Annotated in this window: 17 protein-coding genes and 1 tRNA gene; 3 read left to right on the forward strand and 15 right to left on the reverse strand. The window is 68.8% G+C overall.

What is annotated here, in order from left to right:
* Position 1: 1 nt before the first annotated feature.
* The 8 genes from ptsP to CRT60_RS34525 all read right to left on the reverse strand — a co-directional run bounded on the left by ptsP (position 2) and on the right by CRT60_RS34525 (position 7,433).
* Positions 2 to 1,873, reverse strand: a complete 1,872-nt coding sequence (gene ptsP, locus CRT60_RS34490; protein ID WP_098740840.1) for a phosphoenolpyruvate--protein phosphotransferase — start codon at positions 1,871 to 1,873, stop codon at positions 2 to 4.
* Positions 1,863 to 2,165 (reverse strand): HPr family phosphocarrier protein, encoded by a 303-nt coding sequence (locus CRT60_RS34495; protein WP_098740841.1) that lies wholly within the window; start codon positions 2,163 to 2,165, stop codon positions 1,863 to 1,865. Before CRT60_RS34495 ends, ptsP begins: the two co-directional genes overlap by 11 nt.
* 9 nt (positions 2,166 to 2,174) lie before the next feature.
* The gene (locus CRT60_RS34500; RefSeq protein ID WP_042690507.1) at positions 2,175 to 2,573 is read right to left on the reverse strand and encodes a PTS sugar transporter subunit IIA; all 399 of its coding nucleotides are present in this window, start codon (positions 2,571 to 2,573) and stop codon (positions 2,175 to 2,177) included.
* A 122-nt stretch (positions 2,574 to 2,695) separates the two neighbouring features.
* On the reverse strand, positions 2,696 to 3,685 hold the full coding sequence (gene rapZ, locus CRT60_RS34505) for an RNase adapter RapZ (RefSeq protein ID WP_098740842.1): 990 nt from the start codon (positions 3,683 to 3,685) through the stop codon (positions 2,696 to 2,698).
* 17 nt (positions 3,686 to 3,702) lie between these two features.
* Entirely contained in the window at positions 3,703 to 4,161 is a 459-nt protein-coding gene (locus tag CRT60_RS34510; protein ID WP_098740843.1) for an HPr kinase/phosphorylase, read from the reverse strand.
* A 199-nt stretch (positions 4,162 to 4,360) separates the two neighbouring features.
* On the reverse strand, positions 4,361 to 4,774 hold the full coding sequence (locus CRT60_RS34515; protein WP_244592906.1) for a hypothetical protein: 414 nt from the start codon (positions 4,772 to 4,774) through the stop codon (positions 4,361 to 4,363).
* A gap of 225 nt (positions 4,775 to 4,999) precedes the next feature.
* Positions 5,000 to 6,766, reverse strand: a complete 1,767-nt coding sequence (locus CRT60_RS34520) for a stimulus-sensing domain-containing protein (RefSeq protein ID WP_425290425.1) — start codon at positions 6,764 to 6,766, stop codon at positions 5,000 to 5,002.
* Positions 6,738 to 7,433, reverse strand: coding sequence for a response regulator transcription factor (locus tag CRT60_RS34525; RefSeq protein ID WP_098740846.1), 696 nt, complete (start codon positions 7,431 to 7,433; stop codon positions 6,738 to 6,740). The genes CRT60_RS34520 and CRT60_RS34525 overlap by 29 nt, the downstream gene beginning before the upstream one ends.
* Positions 7,434 to 7,824: 391 nt before the next feature.
* Between CRT60_RS34525 and CRT60_RS34530 the strand changes: the two genes are divergently transcribed.
* From CRT60_RS34530 to CRT60_RS34540, 3 genes are all read left to right on the forward strand, one after another.
* Positions 7,825 to 8,622: a HugZ family pyridoxamine 5'-phosphate oxidase gene (locus CRT60_RS34530; protein ID WP_244592907.1), complete on the forward strand. Its 798-nt coding sequence runs from the start codon at positions 7,825 to 7,827 to the stop codon at positions 8,620 to 8,622.
* 496 nt (positions 8,623 to 9,118) lie between these two features.
* Entirely contained in the window at positions 9,119 to 10,942 is a 1,824-nt protein-coding gene (locus CRT60_RS34535) for a phosphoenolpyruvate carboxykinase (GTP) (protein WP_098740848.1), read from the forward strand.
* Positions 10,943 to 11,216: 274 nt separating this feature from the next.
* Entirely contained in the window at positions 11,217 to 12,017 is an 801-nt protein-coding gene (locus CRT60_RS34540; protein ID WP_098740849.1) for a DUF1003 domain-containing protein, read from the forward strand.
* Positions 12,018 to 12,045: 28 nt separating this feature from the next.
* On the opposite strand, the gene CRT60_RS34545 is transcribed toward CRT60_RS34540, so the two are convergent.
* The 7 genes from CRT60_RS34545 to CRT60_RS34575 all read right to left on the reverse strand — a co-directional run bounded on the left by CRT60_RS34545 (position 12,046) and on the right by CRT60_RS34575 (position 17,761).
* Positions 12,046 to 13,875 (reverse strand): hypothetical protein, encoded by a 1,830-nt coding sequence (locus tag CRT60_RS34545; protein WP_143273439.1) that lies wholly within the window; start codon positions 13,873 to 13,875, stop codon positions 12,046 to 12,048.
* Between the two features lie 191 nt (positions 13,876 to 14,066).
* Complete coding sequence (locus CRT60_RS34550; RefSeq protein ID WP_098740851.1) at positions 14,067 to 14,306, reverse strand: hypothetical protein; 240 nt, start codon at positions 14,304 to 14,306, stop codon at positions 14,067 to 14,069.
* Between the two features lie 151 nt (positions 14,307 to 14,457).
* Positions 14,458 to 14,901, reverse strand: a complete 444-nt coding sequence (locus CRT60_RS34555; RefSeq protein ID WP_098740852.1) for a ferritin-like domain-containing protein — start codon at positions 14,899 to 14,901, stop codon at positions 14,458 to 14,460.
* Positions 14,902 to 15,049: 148 nt separating this feature from the next.
* Positions 15,050 to 15,643 carry a YgjV family protein gene (locus tag CRT60_RS34560; RefSeq protein ID WP_161958152.1) on the reverse strand — a complete coding sequence of 198 codons (594 nt, stop codon included), beginning with the start codon at positions 15,641 to 15,643 and terminating at the stop codon, positions 15,050 to 15,052.
* Positions 15,644 to 16,326: 683 nt separating this feature from the next.
* Positions 16,327 to 16,575: a hypothetical protein gene (locus CRT60_RS34565; protein ID WP_098740854.1), complete on the reverse strand. Its 249-nt coding sequence runs from the start codon at positions 16,573 to 16,575 to the stop codon at positions 16,327 to 16,329.
* Positions 16,576 to 16,776: 201 nt separating this feature from the next.
* Positions 16,777 to 16,850 (reverse strand) — tRNA-Gly (locus tag CRT60_RS34570).
* A gap of 47 nt (positions 16,851 to 16,897) precedes the next feature.
* Entirely contained in the window at positions 16,898 to 17,761 is an 864-nt protein-coding gene (locus CRT60_RS34575) for a lysophospholipid acyltransferase family protein (RefSeq protein WP_098740855.1), read from the reverse strand.
* Position 17,762: the final 1 nt, after the last annotated feature.

Below are 17,762 nucleotides of genomic sequence, written 5' to 3' on the forward strand. Positions count from 1 at the left end.
GTCACAGGGTCGCGTTGAAATCGTCCAGCAGCGTGGCGATGCGGCCGCTGTCGCTCTGGTCCATGATGACGCGGGCGCGGCGGCCCGCCTCCACCAGGTCGAGCGAGCGGATGCGCTTCTTCACCGCCGGCACCGCCAGCGGCGCCATCGACAGCTCGCGCACGCCCAGCCCCAGCAGCAACGCCGTGTAGCGCGGATCGCCGGCGATCTCGCCGCAGACCGACACCGGGATGCGGGCGCGCAGGGCGGCCTCCACCGTGAACTGGATCAGCCGCAGCACGGCCGGATGCAGCGGGTCGTAGAGGGTGGCGACCTGTTCGTCGGCGCGGTCGATGGCCAGCGTGTACTGGGTCAGGTCGTTGGTGCCGATGGAGAAGAAGTCGGCGGCATAGGCCAGCGCGTCGGCGGCCAGCGCCGCCCCCGGCACCTCCACCATCACGCCCACCGGCGGCAGCGGGTCGGCGATGGCGACGCCGCGGCGGCGCAGCCGGCGGGCGACCTGCCCCATCATCTCGCGCACCTTCTGCACCTCGGTGACCGAGGCGATCATCGGCAGCAGGATGCGCAGCGGACCGTGGACGCCGGCGCGCAGCATGGCGGCGAGCTGCGTCTCCAGCAGCTTCGGTTCGCGCAAGCCCAGCCGGATGGCGCGCAGCCCCAGCGCCGGGTTGGCCGGCTCGCCATAGCGCCCGGCCATCCAGCCGGCCAGCTTCTCGCCGCCCAGATCCATGGTGCGGGCGGTGACGGTGCGGCCGCCCATCCCCTCGATCATGGTGCGCAGCACGGCGTACTGCTCATCCTCGTCGGGCAGATGGTCGCGGTTCATGAACATGAACTCGGTCCGCAGCAGGCCGATGCCCTGGGCGCCATGTTCCAGCGCGTGGTCGAGATCGCGCGGCAGCTCCAGGTTCGCCATCAGCGTGATGGCGGTGCCGTCGCGGGTGACGGCGGGCAGCTTGCGCAGGCTTTTCAGCCCCTGGCGCTCGCGCTCGCGGGCGGCGCGGCGCTCGCTGTAATCGGCCAGCACGTCGGCCGGCGGGTCGATCAGCACGCGGCCCTGAAGCCCGTCGACGATCACCGTCACGCCGTTGCGCACGCCGGCCAGCAGGCCGGGCGCGCCCAGCACCGCCGGCAGGCCGAGCGAACGGGCGAGGATGGCGGTGTGCCCCTCCGCCCCGCCCAGCACGGTGGCGAAGCCGCCGACGACGCTGGGGTCGAGCAGGGCGGTGTCGGCGGGGGTCAGCTCCTCCGCCAGGATGATGCTGCCGGGGGGCAGGCTGCTGAAGGCCCGGTATTCCTGCTTCATCAGGTTGCGGGTCAGCCGCCGCCCGACCTCGCGGATGTCGTCGATGCGGGCGGCGAGATAGGCGTCGTCCATGCCGGCGAAGGTCGCGGCGATGGCGGCGATCTCCGCCTGGATGGCGGCCTCGGCGTTGATCCGGTCCTGCTTGATGCGATGCTCCACCCCGCGGGTCAGGCGCGAGTTGGTGACCATCGACAGGTGGGCGTCGAGCAGGAAGCCGATCTCCTCCGACGCCGAGTCGGGCAGGACGAGCGCCTTGCTCTTCAGCTTCTTGATCTGCCGGCGCGCCTTCGTCGCCGCCTCGTTGAAGCGGGCGACCTCCGCCTCGACCGCTGGCGGTTCGATGGCATATTCGGGGATGGCGACGGCGCCGCTTTCCACCACATGAGCCGGGCCGATGGCGATGCCGGGCGACACGCCCAGGCCGCGCAGGGCGCGCGCCGCCGCGCTGGCGGACGTGCTGGCCGAAGCGCTCACCGGCTCGGGCGACGGGGTGCCGCCGGAACCGCCGCGGTCGGGGCCGGACACCGGGCCGCCGGTCTGGCCGGCGGGGGGCAGGTCATTCTTCATCGAACTTGCGGTTGATCAGGTCCAGGAGGGCGTCCATCGCGGCATCGGCCTGGGCGCCGCTGGCGCGCAGCTCGACCGTGGTGCCGGGACCGGCGGCCAGCATCATCAGCCCCATGATCGACTCGCCGGACACCACGGACTCGCCGCGGCGCACCGAGATCTCGGCATCGAAGGTGGCGACCAGCTTGACGAACTTGGCCGAGGCGCGCGCGTGCAGGCCACGCTGGTTGGTGATGGTGGCGGTGCGGCGGATTTCGCCGTCGGCGGATGCCGTGTCGTCGGTGGGGCTCATCGCAGGCGGTCAGTCCGACAGGAGGGTGGAGGCGACGTTGATGTATTTCTGGCCGGCATCGCGGGCGGCGATCACCGATTTGTCCAGCGGCTCGGTCTTGCGCACGCTGGCGAGCTTGATCAGCATCGGCAGGTTGACGCCGGCGATCACCTCGACCTTCGCCTTGTCCATGATGGAGATGGCGAGGTTGGACGGCGTGCCGCCGAACATGTCGGTCAGCACCACGACGCCCGACCCGTCGTCGACCTCCGCCACCGAGTTCAGGATGTCCTGGCGGCGCTGTTCCATGTCGTCGTCCGGGCCGATGCACACGGCGCGCACCTGCTGCTGTTCGCCCACCACGTGGAACAGTGCGGCGATAAATTCCTCGGCCAGCCGCCCGTGGGTGACAAGAACCATACCGATCATGGGACATCCTTCAAGGTTGGGTCCTCCCCGGAGACCTGCGCGAGGGCCGCCGCCGCGGGGCGGCAGCGCTCATCGCATCTGGATCGTTGGTTGGACGCATGGTCGTCAAGGCGCAATTTGCATCATCCCTGATGGTTGGCCTGATGGTTGGCCTGATGGTTGGCCTGCTGGCTGCCGGCCTGCTGGTTGGAGGCGGGGCCGGCCCCGGCTGTCCGCAAGCCCAGCCGTTCCAGTTCGCGGTGGCTGAGATTGACCCGCAGCCCCTGGTCCTTCAGCCAGGCCGCCAGCCGTTCGGCGATGAAGACCGACCGGTGCTTGCCGCCGGTGCAGCCGATGGCGATGGTCAGGTAGCTCTTGCCTTCCTGGTTGTAGCGCGGCAGCAGCGGGCGAAGCAGCTCCGTCAGGTTGCCGAAGAAGGCGGGGAAATCGGGATCGCTCTCCACCCGCGCGGCGACGGCCGGGTTCAGGCCGGTCAGCGGCCGAAGCTCCGGGTCGTAATGCGGGTTGGTCAGGAACCGCACGTCGAAGACCAGATCGGCTTCGCGCGGCAGACCCTGGCGGAAGGAGAAGGAGGTCACGAACACCTGCAAGGCTGCCTGGGCGTCACGCCGGAAATGCCCGGACAGGATGCGCCGCAAATCGTGAATGGACAGTTGCGTCGTGTCGATGGTGACGTCGGCTTCCTCCTTCAGCGGGAACAGCAGGGCGCGTTCGCGCTGGATGCCGTCGGGCACCGTGCGGTCCTCCGCCAGCGGATGGCGGCGGCGCGTCTCGGTGAAGCGGCGTTGCAGCACCTCGTCGCCGCATTCGAGGAAGACCAGGCGCACGTCGAGATCGCCGTCGCGCCGCAGCTCCTCAAGCTCGTCGAGGAAGTTCTGCGCGGAAAAGTCGCGGGTGCGGCTGTCGATCACCAGGGCCAGCGGCCGGCGCTTCGGATCGGCCTGCCGGATCAGCGCCGGCACCAGCGACAGGCGCAGATTGTCCACCGCCTCGTAGCCCAGATCCTCCAGCGCCTTCAGCGCCACCGACATGCCGGCCCCCGACATGCCGGTGACCAGAACGATGCGCCCGCGGGCGGCAGGGGCGGCAGGGTCGGTCGGCACGTCGGACATCAGTGTGTCGGGAGGTTTCATGATAGGGCCGAAAGGCTGGCGGGCACCCGGTCCAGCCGTCCGCCGCGCAGGCTGGCGGCGGCAAGGCGGATCTTCGCGGGGGTGGAGGCATCGAAGGCGTGCAGGCCCAGGCGGGGCAGGGCGATGCCCAGCAGCGTGTCGGTCTCCGCCTCCGGCAGGCGGTCGACCGCGTCACGCTCCAGCAGGTCGACGACCAGACCGACCGGGGCCGGCCCGGCGGACGGAACGGGAAGAATGCCGACGCCCCGCACCTCCAGCAGCCCGGCCAGGGCGGGCGGGGGAGAGGCGGTCAGGCGGCCGGATTCGCAATGCAGCGCCACCCGGTCATCCGCGACCAGCAAGGCTCCGCCATCGATCAGTCGCAAGGCCAAATCCGATTTTCCCCGTCCGGACTCCCCACGCAGCAGCACGCCGATGCCGGAGAGCAAGACGCAGGTGCCGTGAATCGTCACCATAGTCTGGCGAAGGTGAGACGTGGCGCAGGTTCTGTCAATGGGAACGGAACGGTGTCCCGCAAGGTCAGGCGGGGAAACCTGTCCGGGATCCCCCATCCGCTTCCAACCGTTCTTTCGGTGCGGACGATGGCCGTTGCGAACGGTCGGGCGGAGAGCACCGGCGCGAATGGTGCCGCTGCTGGCCGGGGTGAGCGCGCCGTCAGGCGCCCGCAGCGCCGCGGGGCGTGCGGCGGATCGCCTCCAGCTCCTGGGCAAGGGCGTCGCGGCGGCGGATCATCTCGTCCAGATCCTCCAGCTCCGCCGCCTCCTGGCAGGCGTCGCGGAAGTCCTTCTCCCGCTTCAGCCGCACCAGCAGGACCTTGTAGTTGTCGGCGATGCTGGCGAGGTGGCGCTGCGCCCCCTGGAGGGCCTCGGCGAGCTGGGTCCGCTCCTGCGCGGATTGCCGCATCATCCTTGCCAGCTCCCCCTGCTGCCGGCCGGCATCCCGGATCAGGCGGGCCAGACGGTAGCGGCGCAGGTCGACGACGTCGCCCGGCACGGCACCGCCGGCGGAACTCGGGGCGGCGGAACCCGGGGCGGCGGAACGGCGGCCGGTCGGGGACAGCGTATGCACGGAGGAGGATTCGGGCGGAACGCACTCAGGCATGGCAACCCCACATCTTTGTCCCGGGGTATGGCCACCCTCCCGTTGCCGCATGTGCAGGCACATGCAACCGGACCGGCATGGTCCGACCGACCCGGCAGCCGACAAGCGAGAACGACCGGGATCATGATCGATGCTCGGACAGGGCTTGTCTAGCCGAGAGTGAGAAGGATGTATGAAATTCCGCAGAGTTTCTCACAGCAAAGGCAGAGTCACCACGAAGTCGGCGCCCTCGATGGTCCCGTCCGATACATGACGATTTTTCGCAAATACAGAACCATTGTGTGCACTGACTATCTGCTTGACAATTGATAAGCCGAGACCGGAGTGGGTCCCGAATTTCTCGCCCGCCGGACGTTCGGTGTAGAAGCGGTCGAAGATCGCCTCCTCCTTGCCGTCGGGGATGCCCGGCCCCTGGTCCGACACGACCACCTTGACGCTGCGGCCGCTGCGCCTTGCGGTCAGCCGCACCGTGCCGCCGGGCGGCGAGAAGGAGACGGCGTTGTCGATCAGGTTCTGGAACAGCTGGGTCAGGCGTCCTTCCAGCCCCGGCACCACCAGCCGCTCGCCGGCCGGCAGGTCGAGCACGACCCGCGGCGGCCGCGGCCGGATCCCACCGTCCTCGCCGTCCCCGGCCGCCACCCGCTCGTCCAGGGTTGCGGCAACCGTCTGGCGCAGTTCGGCCAGCATGGTCAGCAGCAGGCCGATGTCCACCGGCTCCGGCTCGGCCCGCGACAGTTCGGCATCCAGGCGGGAGGCGTTGGAGATGTCGCTGATCAGCCGGTCCAGCCGCTGCACGTCGTCGGCGATGATCGCCATCAGCCGGTCGCGGTGGCGCGGGTCTCTGACGCGCTCCGCCGTCTCCACGGCGCTGCGCAGCGAGGTCAGCGGATTCTTGATCTCGTGGGCGACGTCGGCGGCGAAGCGCTCGATGGCGTCCATTCGCGTCCACAGCGCGTCGGTCATCTCGCGCAGCACGCCGGACAGCTCGCCGATCTCGTCGCCGCGGCGGGTCAGGTCGGGGATTTCGGCATGCCGCCCGTGGCTGGTGCGCAGCCGGTCGGCGGCCTGGGCCAGCCGGCGGATCGGCCGGGCGATGGTCCCGGCCAGATAGAAGGAGAGGCCGATGGTCACCAGCAGCGCCACGCCGAACACCCGCAGGATGTCGAAGCGGACGGAGCGGATGGCGCGGTCGATCTCGCCGCCGCCGCGGGTCAGCAGCACCGCCCCCAGCACCTCGCGGTAGCGCTGGACCGGAACCGCCACCGTCAGCAGCAGTTCCGGATCGCCGCCGGCGCCGTCGACGCGCCAGACGGTGGCCGCCGCCTCGCCGACCAGCGCACGCTCCACGTCGGGGTTGGGCTGGCCCGGCTCCTCGCGGTAGACCGGCAGCCCTTCGCGGCTGGGAACCACGTCGATCAGCCGGGTGTAGAGGTCGTTGATCGCCCGGCTGACCGGATCGCCGGACGGCGGGGTCGGCAGCTCGCGGATTTCGATGCGGCCCTGCGATCCCACCAGCACCCGGCTGTCGGACAGCATGTGGCCGTCGATGTCGAAGAGGCGGGTGCGGGTCGAGGTCGCCTCCGCCAGCCGGCGGATCATCGGCCGCGCCAGTTCGGGCGCCAGTTCGAACCGCTCGCCGCTCTCGTCGCCGGTGGGGGAGGGGGCGGTCAGGATGCGGTTCACCGCCCCTTCGCCGAGCGCGGAGGCGAAGATGCGGGCCTCGGTCGCCAGCGCCTCGGTCTCCGCCTGGATCAGCCGGTCCTGGTAGCGCCCGAGATAGAGCAGCCCCGCCAGCAGCACCAGCAGCGCCAGCACGTTCACCGCGAGGATGCGCAGGGTCAGCGGCGAGACGCCGCCCAGCCTCCGCCGCCTGCCGCCGCCTGCGCCGCCCCTTGCCCCGCCCCCTGCTCCGCCGAGCGTGGACACCGCGTTATTCCTTGTACCGGTAGCCGACGCCATAGAGCGTTTCGATCTGGGAGAAGTCGGCGTCGATGGCCTTGAACTTCTTGCGCAGCCGCTTGATGTGGCTGTCGATGGTGCGGTCGTCGACATAGACATGCTCGCCATAGGCCGCGTCCATCAGCTGGTCGCGGTTCTTCACATGGCCAGGCCGCTGGGCCAGCGCGCGCACCAGCAGGAACTCGGTCACGGTCAGGTCGATCGGCTGGCCCTTCCAGTTGCAGGCATGGCGGGCGCCGTCCAGCAGCAGCGGGCCGCGGGTGATGATCTGGCCGGGATCGACCTCCGGGCTCTCGCCGCGCAGGGCCTCGCGCCGCAGCAGCGCCCGGATGCGCTCGATCAGCAGGCGCTGCGAGAAGGGCTTCTTGATGTAATCGTCGGCGCCCATGCGCAGGCCCATCAGCTCGTCCAGCTCGTCGTCCTTGCTGGTCAGGAAGATGACGGGCATCTGGCTGGTCTGGCGCAGGCGTTGCAGCAACTCCATGCCGTCCATGCGCGGCATCTTGATGTCGAGCACGGCGAGGTCGGGCGGGCGCTGGCTCAATCCGCGCAGCGCCTCGGCGCCGTCGGTGTAGGTGCGCACGTCGAAGCCCTCGGCCTCCAGGGCGATGGAGACCGAGGCCAGGATGTTGCGGTCGTCATCCACCAGGGCGACGGTGTGGGCCATGGTCGTAACTGATCCTATCGAAGCGGGGCAGGGCAGGGGCAGGCGGGAACGGATAGTGGGGAACGGACAGTCGGGAACAGGTTGGAGCGGTCGAACTGGCGGGACCCGGTAATGTTAGCGGAAACATCAGGCATAGGACGAGTGGTCATTCCAATACTTTATGCCAGAGTCCAGGTACCAGCGGCAGTTTTCTCTTTTCCCGCAGCATTTGTATGGGCCAATATGGCGGCAATGCGGCGCCGAACAACGGTGCCGCGCGGGAGAACGCGCTCGTTTTGGAATGAGTTTTTCGAACGCCCTTTCCGCGTCCTCTCCGGCCGGCGCCACTGCGGACGGCCAGGGGGGCGCGACGCCGCCGGGTCCCGACCGGAGCGGTGCGGCTCCGGCGACCATGGCTCCGGCCTTACGCGCCCGGCGCCTGATGCGCGCCTGCGACCGTGCCGCTCTGGCGACCGTGCAGCGGCCGACCGACGAGGGTGCCGGGGCGATGGCGGATGCCGCCGGCTGGCCCTACCCCTCGCTGGTGCTGGTGGCGTTCGACCATGACGGCAGCCCGCTGCTGCTGCTCTCCACCCTCGCCGACCACACGCGCAACCTGCTGGCCGACGGCCGGGTCGGGCTGCTGTTCGACGGCACCGCCGGGCTGGCGCAGCCGCTGACCGGCGCGCGCCTGTCGGTTCAGGGCCGGGCCGCGCGGTCGGACGATCCGGAGCACCGCGCGCGCTACCTGCGCCGCCATCCCGACGCTGCCCTCTATGCCGGTTTCGGCGACTTCGCGATCTACCGCGTGGCGGTGGAGCGCGCCCACCTGGTCGCCGGCTTCGGCCGCATCCACTGGCTGTCCGCCGCGGAGCTGGACCTTCCCGCTGCCGCCCCTGCATTGGCGGCGGGCGAGGCGGCGTTGCTCGACCGGCTGAACGGCGAGGGGTACGGCCCCCGGCTGGCGCCCGCCGCCGATGGTGAAAAGGACGGCTGGAGCTTGACCGGCATCGACCCGGAGGGATGCGACCTGCGACGCGGGGGGTACGTCGCCCGCGTCGATTTTGAGCAGAGAATCCATGACCCCGAATCGGCTAAACTGATGCTGGACACGCTGGTCCGGCCGCCGGACGGGTCGGGACAACCCGGAGGATCGACATCCGGGACAAGAACGGCTGGAACCCCACCGGACGGTGGCGGAGGCACCTGACAGCGGTGCCGCCGCACAAAAACAAGAAAAAGATCGAAAAGAACAAAAAGAACGGTCAGCGAAAAACGAAAACGAGAGAGACGAGAAGCCAACCGTCAGCCTGTCAACCGTTAGAATGAACGACCAGCCGAGAGGTCGCTTCGACACCACCGGGCGCCGCACCAAAAACAAAAACGCGGCGCGCGGGCACGCGCAACCAGGAGAACACTTCAGTGGACCATAACGGATCGACCCGTTTCCCGTCCGGGCCCTTGGCCCCCAGACCTGTCGCCTCAGGACCGCCTTTTGCACCGTATCGTCGCCGCACCCTGCCGGTGCAGCGCAACGCGGCGGGTTCGCAGCCCGGCCGCCCGTTCGGACCGGCACGCCGCTGATGCGGCGGATGCCATCCATCTGACACGACAACGGACGAAAGAACGGCCGGACCGGCCACGGGATCCCCGGACAGGGGCATGCCCGGCGCGGTGGTACCGGCCCAGCCTTCGAGAGGGACGATATGACTGGTAACACACGGACGCGGAACAAGAAGCTCCTGGCCTGGGTCGAGGAGATCGCCCTGAAATGCAAGCCGGAGCGCGTTCACTGGTGCGACGGTTCGCAGGAGGAATATGACCGTCTCTGCAACGAGATGGTCGAGGCCGGCACCTTCATCCGCCTGAACGAGGCCAAGCGGCAGAACTCCTTCCTCTGCCGCTCCGATCCGGGCGACGTCGCCCGTGTCGAGGACAGCACCTACATCTGCTCGAAAACGCGCGAGGAAGCCGGTCCGACCAACAACTGGATGGACCCGGCCGAGATGAAGGCCAAACTGGACGGCCTGTTCGAAGGCTGCATGCGCGGCCGCACCCTGTATGTGGTGCCGTTCAGCATGGGTCCGCTGGGCTCCGACATCGCGCACATCGGCGTGCAGATCTCCGACAGCCCCTATGTGGCGGTCAACATGCGCCTGATGACCCGCATGGGCCAGAAGGTGCTGGACATCCTCGGCGACGGCGATTTCGTCCCCTGCCTGCATTCCATCGGCGCCCCGCTGGAGCCCGGCCAGCCGGACGTGGCCTGGCCCTGCAACGCCGACAACAAGTACATCGTCCATTTCCCCGACGAGCACCGCATCGTCTCCTACGGCTCCGGCTACGGCGGCAACGCGCTGTTGGGCAAGAAGTGCTTCGCGCTGCGCATCGCCTCGGCGATGGGCCGCGAGCAGGGCTGGCTGGCCGAGCACATGCTGATCCTCGGCGTGGAAAGCCCGGCCGGCGAGAAGACCTATGTCGGCGCCGCCTTCCCGTCGGCCTGCGGCAAGACCAACTTCGCCATGCTTGTCCCGCCGAAGGAGTTCGAGGGCTGGAAGGTCCGCACCATCGGTGACGACATCGCCTGGATCAAGCCGCAGCCCGACGGCACGCTGCGCGCCATCAACCCGGAGGCCGGCTTCTTCGGCGTCGCCCCCGGCACCAGCGTGAAGTCGAACCCGAACGCGCTGAAGACGCTGGACCACAACGTCATCTTCACCAACGTCGCGCTGACCGACGACGGCGACGTGTGGTGGGAAGGCCTGACCGACGAGGCGCCGGCGCACCTGATCGACTGGCAGGGCAAGGACTGGACCCCGGGCTGCGGCCGGGTCGCCGCCCACCCGAACAGCCGCTTCACCGCCCCCGCCGCCCAGTGCCCGTCGATCGACCCGGCCTGGGAGGATCCGGCCGGCGTTCCGATCAGCGCCTTCATCTTCGGCGGCCGCCTGTCGAAGACCTTCCCGCTGGTGTTCGAGGCCTACAACTGGCGCGAAGGCGTCTATTGGGCGGCGACCATGGGGTCGGAGGCCACCGCCGCCGCCGTCGGCCAGGCCGCCATCCGCCGCGACCCGTTCGCCATGCTGCCCTTCTGCGGCTACAACATGGCCGACTACTGGAACCACTGGCTGTCGATGGAAGGCAAGGTCGAGAGCCTGCCGCGCATCTACCGCGTCAACTGGTTCCGCAAGGACGAGAACGGCAAGTTCGTCTGGCCGGGCTTCGGCGACAACATGCGCGTGCTGAAGTGGATCGTCGACCGCGTCCGCGGCCGCGCCACCGACGTGGCGGAATCGCCCTTCGGCTATTCCCCGCGCTACCAGGATCTGAACTGGTCCGGCCTGACCTTCCCGGCCGACAAGTTCGCCAAGATCATGGACATCGACCGCAAGGAGGCCGAGGCCGAGGCGAAGGACCAGGAGGAGCTGTTCAACCGCTTCGGCGACCGCCTGCCCGAGGAGATCGAGCAGCAGCGCGTCAACGTCCTGAAGCGGCTGGAGAACAGCCCGGACGTCTGGCGCATCGGCTGACCGTCCCGAACGGTTCGTAGGTAAGGATAGGGGCTGCCGCAAGGCGGCCCCTTTTCCGTTGGTGCTGGCCGTTCGGGGCGAAGATGAACCGGATTTCATCTGGAATTGCCCGATGGACAGCCAATGCGACGGGCATCGCCGGCCCTGTCCAGTCTTTGCAAGGCGACCGCTTCCTTACCCGCGGTCTTCGCCTTTCGGTGATTTAACCGGATTGTCAAAATAATCGGGCATAAAGTCGCCCGCGCCGGAGTGTGCATGCAGGGAGGGCGACATCATGGCCGATCATCAGTTTCCACCGGAGGACGGTGACGAGTCCGCGGAGCCGACCTCGCCGTCGACCGAACACGATGCCGCCGACCTGGAGGACAACGGCGGGACGCTGGCGTCCAAGCGGCAGCCCTGCGCCATCAGCGGCAAGCGCCGGCCGAAGCGCGACCTGATCGCGCTCGACGCGCTGCGCCCCAGCCTGGCCGACCGCATCCGCCACGACCACCCGCATCTGGAGCATGACGCGCAGATCAGCCGGCAGGAGCTGGCGCGCTACCGTTCGCTCTATGTCGCCGAGCTGCTGAAGGAGGAGCATGGCGAACTCAGCGAGCTGGACCGCGAGGTCGCCGAAAGCCTCGCCCGGCACGAGACGCTGGCCGAGAACCCGGATGAGGAATACGACGACCACCGCACGCTGGGCGAACGGCTGTCGGACGGCCTCGCCACCTTCGGCGGCAGCTGGGCCTTCCTGCTCTCCTTCGCCTTCTTCCTCGGCGTGTGGATGCTGATCAACATCGTCGAGGGCGATGCGCGCGCCTTCGATCCCTATCCCTTCATCCTGCTGAACCTGCTGCTGTCCTGTCTGGCCGCCATCCAGGCGCCGGTCATCATGATGAGCCAGAAGCGGCAGGAGGCGAAGGACCGGCTGCGCTCCGAAAACGACTATCGCGTCAACCTGAAGGCCGAGCTGGAAATCCGGCACCTGCACGAAAAGATGGATTATCTGATCCAGCGCCAGTGGCAGCGGCTGACCGAGATCCAGCAGCTGCAGCTGGAAATCATGCAGGAAAAGCGCCTGCGGCGATAAGCGTCCTCCGGCCGGAGGGGACGGGGCGTCAGCGCTTGCGCCGGCCGTCCAGCTCCAGCATGCCGCGCAGCGCGGCGATGGTCTTGCTGAGCGGCGTCGGCTCGCCGGCAGGCTTGCCGGACATGTCCTCTTCCGGTGGCGCCACATCCGGTGCCTGGACGCTGTGCGGACGGACGGCATCCGGCGCGGCCGGTCCGCTGCGGGCCTGGCGCGGCTTGCCGGCACGGGGCTTCGGCTGGGCCGGCGGAGGTGCCGGAGGAGATGCCAAGGGAGATGCTGGCGGGGAGGCCGGCGGGTCGGCGTTCACCTCGTCCTCGATCAACCCGCGCAGGGCCTTCATCGCCTCCTCGATCTCGCGCTCCTGGGCCGAGCGGCGCCCGGCGGGAGCCGCGTCGGGGTCCGGTGCGGCCGGCTCCGGCGCCGGGTCGGGATCGCCCCAGCCGGCCGGCAGCGACCAGCCATCGTCGTCGTCCCGCCCGGCCGGCGGCTCGTCCTCGTCCTCGCGGCGGACAGGCTTGTCCACCGGCTTCGCCGCGGATTTGTCGGCCGTCTGGCCAGCGCCGCGCGGCGTCCTGCGCGGCGGGGGCGGGGGCGGGGCGTCCTCCTCCTCCGTCCCGCTCGCCGCATCCTCGATCATCGACCGCAGGGCAGCCAGGGTGCGGTCGAAGCCTTCCTCATCCTCCGGCGGCGACGGGCGCAGGGCGCGGCGTTCGGCGCGGTGCTGGTCGAAGTCGAGCGGCTCGGCGGCCGGCGGCGCAGGTTTGACGGGACGGGAGGCTGTGGCGGGCTTTTCCGGGTCGCGGATGGCGAAGGACAGGATCTCCTCCTCCGACGGTTCCTCGCCCTCCGGCTCCCCGTCATCCGGCTCCCCGTCGTCGAACCCGTCCTCGCGGTCGTCGTCTCCCGCGTCCGCCGCCCAGGGGTCGGCATCGCTATCGGAATCCGCCCACTCGTCCTCGAAATCCCGGCGCACCAGAACCTTGTGCGAGAAGACCGGCGGTTCGTCGTCATCAGGACCGGAGGCGGGCCTTCCGCCGCTCAAATCGCCGCTGAATCTGTCGCCGCCGAAATCGTCGGCAGGCCGGCGCCCAGCGGGGTTCGCAGCACGGCCGGCGGGAGGCTGCGGCATGGCGCCGTCCCGCTCGTCTTCCTGATCCTCCCCCCGCTCGTCCCCCTGATCGTCATCGAACTCGTCATCCGATCCATAGGCCTGCGCCAGCAGCTGGCGCATCGCCATCAGCGTCTCGTCGTCGCCATCCTCATCGTCATCGTCCGGAATGCCCGCAGGCCCCGGTTCCGGCAACGCGTCGTTGGCCGGCAACCTTGGATCGCCCGCAGCCGCTTCCTCATCCGGATCGTCGTCCCACTCGTCGGGCGGCGCGCTGCGGCCAAGCCGGGCCGCCATGTCGGCGAGGGAAACCGGCTCCCACAACGGTTCGGCCTCGCCGTCTCCCGGCCCGTCGGCCACGAGGTCGGACAGCGGAAGCTCCGACAGCGGTTTGGCGCGGGTGGGGGCGGGGGGAGGCGGCGGGGCGGGCGGATCCCTGTCCATGGCCTTGTCCGGACCATCGTTTCCCCGCAGCGAGGCGAGCAGCCCGTTCAGCGCCGCCAGCGGCGCGTCGAAGGACGGTTCGTCATCGGTGGGGGCAGCGGTGGGGAGCGCCGGAACGGCCAGAATCGGCCGGCTTTCGATGTCACGGGAGTCGCAGCGCGAGCAGCGGTAATGCGGCGCAATCGACAGAACCGGGTAATTGGGGCCGAAGCGCCGCTCCAGCATGGCACGGGGCAGCACGCCGCCATGTCCGCAGGCGCGGCAGCGCAGTTGCACGTCGGCGTCGATGTCGCGGAGGAACAGCATACGGGCCATGCCGCGCAGTATAGCGGCGGCCCGGCAGCTTTCCCATTCGTTTCAATCCGCAATCCGCCGATGCGGACGGCTTGCCGCAGCGGCGGAGTTGGCAGACGGAAGCGGGGTGGACGGTGCCCGGGCGGCGGTCGCCCTGGCGGTGGCCTGGGCGGTGGCCGTGCCGGGCGCCGTCCACATAACGCTCAGACCGCGCGGGTGACGGTCAGTCCCTGTTCGGTCAGGCTTTCGAAGACGTCCTTGAACTTCCGCAGGTAACGGGTGCGGTAGGCGTCGAAATCGGCGGCAATGGCCGCCTCGGCATTCTGGGACTTCTCGAATTCGGACACGCGGTGGGCATTCTCGGCGCGATACAGGGCGAAAGCGCCCATCGTCACCAGATCGTTGCCGACCAGAGCCGCGTTCTTCGGTTTGTCGCTGTTCATCAATCCATGTCCAGGTGGAGTGGACATCCGGCCACCGGAGCCGGATGATCGGCAATGGCTGCGGCACAACCCTGCGGCCGTACCGGTTCGTTGCAGCCATTGGAAAAAGCCTACGCCCGCTTTTCCACACCCGCAATGCTGCGACGCACCATCAAGCCACCACCCCACGCAGGGCCGCCATGCGGTCACGGTCGACACGGATGCGGTCGAGATGCTGGGCGATCACCGCGGTGATCGGCAGCGGAAGCTCCTTCGCCATCGCCTCGTCATAGCGGCGCAGGCATTCGCTTTCGCCGCGCTCGACCTCGGTGATGATGGCGGCGCGGTCATGGCCGAGCACGGTGGATTTGAGTTCCAGGAAGAAGCGGTGGGCGCCGCCGAACATGGTGCCGCCCATGTCCGGCGCCCCGCCCTGTTCGGCGACCAGCCGCTGAATCTCGCGCACGATGGCGCCGCGCTGGGCGGCAAGATCGTTGAACAGGGCCTTCAGATCCTCGTCCTCGGCGGATTCGGCAGCCTGCCGGTAGCCTTCGTGGCTGTCCTCGACGATGCGGATCAGCTCATTCAGCGTGTCGACGATCTCGTCCTTTTCCATGACGGCAAGCCCTCCCATGCGTCCCCTACGCTGCCACAACCAATGCGCAGGGCCGAATGTTCCCACCAGCCACCGGGAGCACTCCGGGAGAGACTGGGCGGGAGAGACTGGGCGGGAGAGACTGGGCGGGAAGACGGACAGGAACGCCTTATGCCGCCACCTGGTCGGAGGCGATGCGTGCGGGGAGCGGACGGCCGCGGAAGATTCCCGCCCGCCACAGGCCGATGCAATGACCGGAGAGGCCCATCGCGTCCGACACCAGCCCGAAGACCGACCCGGCCAGCAGATTGTGTCCCGACCCGACCAGGGTCGCCAGGATGAAGAACAGACGCATCCGCCCGACCTCGCTCTGCCAGCGGCCGAGCGTGGCCAGCAGGAAGCCGGTGGCCGACAGCGCCGACATCGGCCCCTGCCAGCTCAGCGCCGCCACCGCCAGGGCCGCCGGAACGGTCAGCCCATAGAGAAGGCCGAGCGCCCGACCGGGGTGCCGGCGCACGCGCACCGCCATCTGGATCAACCCCAGCCCGCACATCAGCATGCCGGTCTGGGCGCCCAGCAACAGGAAATGAAGCAGGAAGAGGGAGGAGGCGGTCGCCTGCGTCAAAAGGATCGCCCGCCGGCCGCCGAGCAGCGTCGACAGGGTGGCCGCCGACAGGCCGGCAATGCCGGTTGCCGCAACCGGCGACAGCGCGACGGACTGAGAGGTCAGGGTCGGAAGATAATCCAGCAGAAATGCCGTCATGGAACGCCTTCGCACGAAGAACATGCCGCAGTGCAGCGAAGGCGGCGGACGCTAGTCCCCGTTGGTTAAGCAGATATGAACATCGATGTGACCGGAAACAGACCAAAAGACGATTGGCTGGCAACCACCGAAAGTTGGGAGGCGCAATCATGTGTCTCCCGTCATCAGAGCCGGTGATTATTGTGTGTCCTCTGCCACCCTGCCCTGTGACTGAAATGGTTTTGAAAGATTGGACAGGCGGGAACCCGGCGATTTCGGGTTGGATCCTGTCCATCCTTGTCGTTGGCAAAGTGGGTCGGGGACGGCATTCTCGCCCCGTCACGGCGGCATCGTTATCGACGGCCTCGTTTTCGGAGGATTCGTTGCCGCGGGTCGCCGGAGCGGGATCGGGGGATCATCCGCACACAGTCATTTGCACACAGTCATTCGCACATAGGGCAAACGCAGTTTGGGCGAACCGGGGGAAACCATGGCGCTGTATGGACGGCATCCCGCCTCATTGGGCTGGGAACCGAAGCCGAAGTCGACCAAGACCGGTGCATCGCGCGCGCATGCTGGCCGTGCCGGCCGCAACGGGCCGCTGTGTTGTTCCTGTGGCCGGCCGATCCGTGCCGGCGACCCCCATTGGGCCGGGCATGGCGACCAGAGCCCCTGGCATTATGCCTGTGCCGAGCGCGCCGGCCTCACATGGTCATGGGCGGGCCGTCCGGCCGAACCGCCGCTTCCGGCCGCTGAACTGGACTGACGGCACCAGTGGCCAGCCCCGCCTGTGCCTCTTCCCGCCCGCGCCGGTAGGCGTCGCGTTCGGCCTCGACGATGGTGTCGGCCAGACGCCGTTCGAACTCGCGCTCCACCAGGGCCGAGAACAGGTCGATGCGGAAGCGCGCCTGCAGCGAGCGGCTCAGCCTGCGGGCTCTTTCGATCGGCGGCATCGGCGGTTCCCCTCTCTCTGCTGAACGGCAGCGCCCAGCTTCGGAGATCGGGGCTCTTCGAGCAATTGCGCCATCGGCGAACCGCCCACGCAAAAGAGAGCGCCCATCCGCACCCATCGGTGCGAACCGCCCGTCTTTGAAATTTCAAATTTTCGGGAAGAAGCGGCCCAAGGCCGGATGCCATGCAGCCGGCATGGCGTTTGGAGCGGGTGAAGGGAATCGAACCCTCGTCGTAAGCTTGGGAAGCTTCTGCTCTACCATTGAGCTACACCCGCGCGCCCGCTGTTTATAGGCGAGTGCCGCATCGGATACAAGAGCGGAATCAAGCACTCGCGGCGGTGGGAGCAGGGGCCGGAGACGTGGCCTCCTGGGCCGGGGCGGGGACGGACGGACGGCCGGAAATGGCACGGGCGACGCCGTCGGAAATCACCCGATGGCAATGCTCGGCCAGCGCCTTGCGGCTGCTGAAGCCGTCGATGGTCACCGGCGGATGGAACTCCACCTCCACCGTCATGCCGCCCAGGCGGAAGGCCTGCCACAGGTGCGGCGCCAGATCCATGTCGCCGTACCAGGCATAGAAGGGGCGGAAGGCGAAGCCCATCGGGATGCCGTCCAGGCGGGTGGCGGCGATGCTGACCGGCTGCACCGTCAGCGGACGGCCGTCGATGCGGCGGGCGGCGACGGCGAACAGGGCGGTCTTGAAGGGCAGGGTGCGGTTGCCGTCGCTGGAGGTGCCCTCCGGGAACAGGATCAGGCTGTCGCCGGCATCCAGACGGCTGCCGATGTCGTCACGCTGCTTGTCGACCGAGGCGCGGGCCTTGCGTTCCACGAACACCGTGCGCTGAAGCCGGGCCAGCAGGCCGAAGAAGGGCCAGGATCCGACCTCCGACTTGGCAACGAAGGAACCCGGGATCCGCGACCCCAGCACAATGATGTCCAGGTAGGAGGAATGGTTGGACACGAACAGCACCGGCCCGTCGGCCTGCTGGCCGCGCACCACCACATCCAGCCCGATCAGCCGGGCACAGGCGCCGTGATAGAAGGCGGGCAGGGTGCGGCACAGACGCCAGTTCCGCGCCACCGCCAGGGCCTGCAGCGGGATCAGCAGCAGAGTCCACAGCAGATACAGCGTCAGGCGCAGGGCGCCGCGGCCGGAAGACCCCAGGGCGCGCGCAGTGCGGTTCATT

This window comes from Azospirillum palustre (genome assembly GCF_002573965.1).
GTDB lineage: Bacteria > Pseudomonadota > Alphaproteobacteria > Azospirillales > Azospirillaceae > Azospirillum > Azospirillum palustre.

Bases quoted from the DNA above. Each gene is read 5' to 3' on its own strand.
- CRT60_RS34495 (WP_098740841.1), bottom strand. From the start codon at position 2,165: ATGAGCCCCACCGACGACACGGCATCCGCCGACGGCGAAATCCGCCGC.
- CRT60_RS34555 (WP_098740852.1), bottom strand. From the start codon at position 14,901: ATGGAAAAGGACGAGATCGTCGACACGCTGAATGAGCTGATCCGCATC.
- CRT60_RS34550 (WP_098740851.1), bottom strand. From the start codon at position 14,306: ATGAACAGCGACAAACCGAAGAACGCGGCTCTGGTCGGCAACGATCTG.
- CRT60_RS34535 (WP_098740848.1), top strand. From the start codon at position 9,119: ATGACTGGTAACACACGGACGCGGAACAAGAAGCTCCTGGCCTGGGTC.
- CRT60_RS34575 (WP_098740855.1), bottom strand. From the start codon at position 17,761: ATGAACCGCACTGCGCGCGCCCTGGGGTCTTCCGGCCGCGGCGCCCTG.
- CRT60_RS34530 (WP_244592907.1), top strand. From the start codon at position 7,825: ATGGCTCCGGCCTTACGCGCCCGGCGCCTGATGCGCGCCTGCGACCGT.
- ptsP (WP_098740840.1), bottom strand. From the start codon at position 1,873: ATGAAGAATGACCTGCCCCCCGCCGGCCAGACCGGCGGCCCGGTGTCC.
- CRT60_RS34510 (WP_098740843.1), bottom strand. From the start codon at position 4,161: ATGGTGACGATTCACGGCACCTGCGTCTTGCTCTCCGGCATCGGCGTG.
- CRT60_RS34560 (WP_161958152.1), bottom strand. From the start codon at position 15,643: ATGACGGCATTTCTGCTGGATTATCTTCCGACCCTGACCTCTCAGTCC.
- CRT60_RS34525 (WP_098740846.1), bottom strand. From the start codon at position 7,433: ATGGCCCACACCGTCGCCCTGGTGGATGACGACCGCAACATCCTGGCC.
- CRT60_RS34520 (WP_425290425.1), bottom strand. From the start codon at position 6,766: ATGGCGTCGGCTACCGGTACAAGGAATAACGCGGTGTCCACGCTCGGC.
- CRT60_RS34540 (WP_098740849.1), top strand. From the start codon at position 11,217: ATGGCCGATCATCAGTTTCCACCGGAGGACGGTGACGAGTCCGCGGAG.
- CRT60_RS34565 (WP_098740854.1), bottom strand. From the start codon at position 16,575: ATGCCGCCGATCGAAAGAGCCCGCAGGCTGAGCCGCTCGCTGCAGGCG.
- CRT60_RS34500 (WP_042690507.1), bottom strand. From the start codon at position 2,573: ATGATCGGTATGGTTCTTGTCACCCACGGGCGGCTGGCCGAGGAATTT.
- rapZ (WP_098740842.1), bottom strand. From the start codon at position 3,685: ATGTCCGACGTGCCGACCGACCCTGCCGCCCCTGCCGCCCGCGGGCGC.
- CRT60_RS34545 (WP_143273439.1), bottom strand. From the start codon at position 13,875: ATGCTGTTCCTCCGCGACATCGACGCCGACGTGCAACTGCGCTGCCGC.